Genomic DNA, 2,623 nt, shown 5'->3' on the forward strand with positions numbered 1-2,623 from the left:
TCGCTGGACCGGTTCGCTGCGCTGGTTGAAACTGGAGGTCGGACCGAGCCCAAACATGGACGCAAGCGGGCCAGCAGGCCCTCGCCATGAGCGCACCGCTGCTCGCCAACAACTGGCGTCTTGGCGACAAGCCCGACTCGGGCGCCGTGAACGTCGTCAACAGGCTTATCGGGCCCTCGATCCTTGCGCTGCAAGCGGCTTCGCAGATCGATCAGCTGCCGCTGGCTCATGCTGGACTCCTTACGGTTCCATGAGAGAGGAGGCAACTGAGGGCGGTCGTGCGCCCGAGCGAGCGCCGATGAGAATGGTGGCGAGGCCGATGCGAGGGCGGGAGGAAAGCGAAGACGACTCTCCTGCTGCTGCCGATCCGGGCCAACGCTCGATGTCCCTCCCGCGACTGGCGCGATCGTAGGAACAAGTCTCGCCAGTGATAAATTGGCTGCGAAGCTCAGGAGGATCGATGCACACGAGATCGATAATCGTGAATCCACGGAAATGCCATGTGCCCTACGTGCGTGTGCACGGCATCAAGTATTCGTCGCAAAGACTTGTGACTTGGGCAACCTCTGGTGGAAAAAGACTGCACGTACAGTTCGGCGAAGAGGCATCTGGCGACCAGTCGGCGCGAGTCTCAGACTTGTCGGCATGAACATCTCTTGAGGCACTGTTCATGCCGGCCGACCCTGCGCCTCGTACGCGAACGTCACAAGCAGTTCTGGCTCGCCGGCCGGCATTGCGTGCCCGAGTAGATCTCGTTGGCACCATCATCAACGCGACGCAAAAGTCAAACGACGTTCGCCTTTGTCACGTCCAAACCCCTACTGGTCAGCGAAACGCGGGTGGTTTGCTGTTGGGTGACCAGGGTTGCCGCTCAAAACGAGAGCATGTACAGCTCCGGCAGCCAGACGTTGCGGCATCCGATTGTGTGGCCGGCAGCGCTGCTGCATGTCAGCACCGATGGTCTCTGGATGCGCGCCATGTCAAAGGGTTCAGAGTGCTGGGGTAAGTACTTCACGTCGCATACGTTAAAAGGCTGAGGTGCCCACACGCCGCAGTACGGCAATCTTGATAACGGTCGACGTCAAGACGTTAAGGCGTCCTGGAACGTGGGATGTAGGAAAATTGAGGCGCGGATGTCAACAAGCTGCCCTTCCATTTGGTCATTGACCTAAGGCTGGCACGAGTCAGCGAAGCCCGAGCTCGGAAGTCGCGCTGAGGATAAGACTGCGTTTGTCGTCGCGGTCGCGCAAGTAGTAAGGCCAAGAGCCACGTTGTTGTCGCAATCAGAGCACTTGAGGTGGAAGATGTTGTCGCGAAGTGCGGTTTTTGCGGGGGAAAATGTTGTCACCTGACTACCGCCGAAAGAAGGGCTAGGTTTCCATCCGGCAACCAACCTTCTCGAACCAACCGCCGACGGGCGGGCCTCATCAGTAATTTGACATAATATACATTGTCGCGCTTATCGAGACCGGGAGACAGCCGTTGGGCGTCCGCCGTCGAGCCCCGCCATCGACATTCGATGCAGTAACCTGCGTCGTCATGCGCCGACTCCAGCTGATCACCTACCGTCACCRCTCGCGCTCGACGAACTGGACCCTCGGGCTGCTCCTGGCCTTCAATGCCGGCGCTGTGAACGCCGGGGGCTTCCTGGTCCTGCACACGTATACGTCGCACATGACCGGCTTCGCGTCGCAGCTCGCCGACAGCGCAGTCCTCGGGAACGGCGCACTTTTCCTGAGCGCGCTCGGCGCCATCAGCGCATTCGTCATCGGCGCCGCCGTGTGCGCGGTCCTCGTCAACTGGGGCCGCCAGAACCGGCTGCGTGCCATCTACGCGCTGCCGCTGCTCCTGGAAGCCGCCTTGATGTTCCCCTTCGGGATCATGGGCGCCATCACGCTCACATGGCCAACGCCATTTGCGGTGCCGGTGACGGTGCTGCTGCTCTCATTCATCATGGGCCTCCAGAACGCGGTGGGCTCCAAGACATCAGGCGGCAGCATCCGCACCACGCACATGACCGGCAACATCACGGACTTCGGGATGGAACTGGGCAAGCTGATCTATTGGAACGCCCGCCACACCCCGTCAGTTCAATTCGTTCGGCATGAAAAGGCACGGATGAAGCGCTCGGCCGGCCTGATCCTCATGTTCGTGCTGGGCGGCGTGATCGGCGCGTCGGGCTTCAAGCTCGTGGGCTTCATCTGCGTGGTGCCGCTGGCCTTGCTACTCCTTGCCTTGTCCGTTCCGCCCCTCTGGGCCGAGATGCCTCTCCTGGTCGCGCATCGCCGAGCCTGGCAGTCGCCGCGAAGACCCTGAACCGGCCACCGGTCCGAGCCGGGGCCCCGGGCTCCACCCCGGCAGCTTCGCATTCCCCATCGCCCATTCGCATGGATCGAACGCCCCTGGCACGCCGGACCGGACACTGCTGCCACGGCCGCGTCCGCGCCGCAAGCACTGAAAGGTAATAGCGTGTTGCCAACCCACCCAACCAATCCAACCCGGAGGGCCCCCATCCATGACTCGATTGACCCATGAGCACCTCGAGGCGATCGAACGCCACGCCCATGTCGCGCCGGTGCRGCAGTTGCGGCTGCAGGTGATGCAGATCCGGGACGAACTGCAG

2 protein-coding genes are annotated in these 2,623 nt (G+C 61.8%); both read left to right on the plus strand.

From position 1 onward, the window contains the following. The first annotated feature begins 86 nt into the window (after positions 1–86). Positions 87–254: a hypothetical protein gene (locus tag AC1D1T_RS31635; protein WP_477828712.1), complete on the plus strand. Its 168-nt coding sequence runs from the start codon at positions 87–89 to the stop codon at positions 252–254. Positions 255–1,539: 1,285 nt separating this feature from the next. Next, positions 1,540–2,316, plus strand: a complete 777-nt coding sequence (locus AC1D1T_RS31640; protein ID WP_477993324.1) for a YoaK family protein — start codon at positions 1,540–1,542, stop codon at positions 2,314–2,316. Positions 2,317–2,623 lie beyond the last annotated feature (307 nt).

The organism is Rhizobacter sp. P2_H3 (assembly GCF_056403355.1).